Annotated in this window: 3 protein-coding genes; all 3 read left to right on the forward strand. The window is 27.3% G+C overall.

The window, feature by feature from the left end; translation table 11 throughout:
• Positions 1-422: RNA-guided endonuclease InsQ/TnpB family protein (locus tag ACO409_RS10810; RefSeq protein ID WP_485557152.1), on the forward strand; the 422-nt coding region annotated here is incomplete at its 5' end.
• A gap of 337 nt (positions 423-759) precedes the next feature.
• Positions 760-987 (forward strand): DUF6290 family protein, encoded by a 228-nt coding sequence (locus tag ACO409_RS10815; protein WP_147003377.1) that lies wholly within the window; start codon positions 760-762, stop codon positions 985-987.
• Positions 987-1,310: a type II toxin-antitoxin system RelE family toxin gene (locus ACO409_RS10820; protein ID WP_211616978.1), complete on the forward strand. Its 324-nt coding sequence runs from the start codon at positions 987-989 to the stop codon at positions 1,308-1,310. The genes ACO409_RS10815 and ACO409_RS10820 overlap by 1 nt, the downstream gene beginning before the upstream one ends.
• Positions 1,311-1,830: the final 520 nt, after the last annotated feature.

Consider the following 1,830-nt stretch of genomic DNA (forward strand, 5'->3'; position numbering starts at 1 on the left):
ATTGGTATAAACAAAAAATGAAAATATCAAGATTGCATGAGTATATCAAAAATTGTCGAAGAGATTTTTTGCATAAATTATCGAAAAAATTGTCTGAAGAATACAATGCTGTGGTTGTTGAGGATTTGAATATGAAAGGGATGAGCCAGGCATTAAATTTTGGTAAAAGTGTAGGAGATAATGGATGGGGAATGTTTTTGAGGATGCTTGAGTACAAGTTGATGTTTTTAGGGAAACAATTTTTGAAGATAGATAAGTGGTTTCCATCGTCGAAAACTTGCAGTAAATGTGGAAATATTAAAGAGGAACTGAAATTATCAGAAAGAAGTTATAAATGTGAGTGCTGTGGAATTGAAATTGATAGAGATTACAATGCGGCACTGAATATAAGAGATATTGGAAAAGAAATGTTAAAATATTAGGAAACAAAAAAACAGGGTAGGAACTACCCGAAGAGCTTGGTAAATATATTTGGCTAACAAAAGCAGATACTTCCCAAGAAGCTTCCGCTTCTAAAAACGGGAGTAGTTCACCTTTACAGTTAGGATAGTAAAAAGGGGGCATTCAAAAAGTTTTGTATAAAAGGAATATTTCTGCAACATTTCTCTTAAAAGGTTCAATTGTTTTTTTGAGTTTATCGGAAATACATCTTGAGTAAAATCCATATCGATTTACTATCTTAAAATTTTTTATATCTTGACAAACAGAATAATACTTGGTACAATTGTAATATAAATATTACAAATGGAGGGATAAAAAATGCCTACATTATCATTGAGAATGGAAAAAGAAGATTTAGAACTTTTAAAAGAATATTCAAATATAAATAATCTTAATATGTCATCTTTTGTCCGTAATTTAATTTTAGACAAAATATATGATGAAATAACTGAAGAAGATGAAAAAAGAATATTAAGAAGATGGGAAAATTCAAAATCTGAAAAAAATGCTTCTGCTGAAGAAGTTTTTAAAAGGCTAGGATTATAATGGAAAAAAAATTTTATGAAGTAAAATTTACTGAATCTGCAGAAAAAGATCTAAAAAAATTAATTAAATCAAATAAAGCAATTGCTAAACTTCTAAAAAAATGGATTTCAGAAAATTTAATAGGTACACAAAATCCAAAGCAAAGAGGAAAAGCACTAACAGGAAATTTAAAAGGATTATGGAGATATAGAGTAGGCTCTTATAGAATCGTAGCTGAAATAAAAAATGATATTTTATTAATATTAATTATAGAAATTTCAGATAGAAAAGAAACTTATAAAGATAAAAAGAGAAAAACATACAAAAATGGAAAAATAAAATAAATGAGAGTGTCCAGAATTTTGTTTAAACCTCTAAATAATATATGATAAAATAACTATATAATATTTGGAGGTTTTTTATTATGGCTAAAAAGAAATCTGTCTATTAAAATATAGTTATAGAAATATTTAATAATATGAATAGAAAAAGTGGAATCTGTTTATAAATAGAAGTTTAAAGCAAGGTGTGGAAATGCTCCAAAAGAAGTTACTATAAAAGAAGTGAGAGGTATGTGTCCAAACTGTAATTCTTCAATGTTTGATTTTGCAAAAGATAATCCTGATATGAGAATAACCATTTATGAAGGAACAACAGGAATAAATCCGTAAGAGAAAGGAAGATAAGATGAATAAAAGATATATGGATATACTAAAAGAATATCTAAAGAAAAATGAAAGAAAGGCAATAGGATACAGTGAAGAAGAAATAACTAAAATTGAAAAGCTATATGATATAGAAGCAAAAGTAGATTTCAGGGAGTTCTTAAAATATGCCGGAAGATGTGGAGGAGGATTACTTGAA

The sequence above is a fragment of the Leptotrichia sp. genome, from assembly GCF_057270615.1.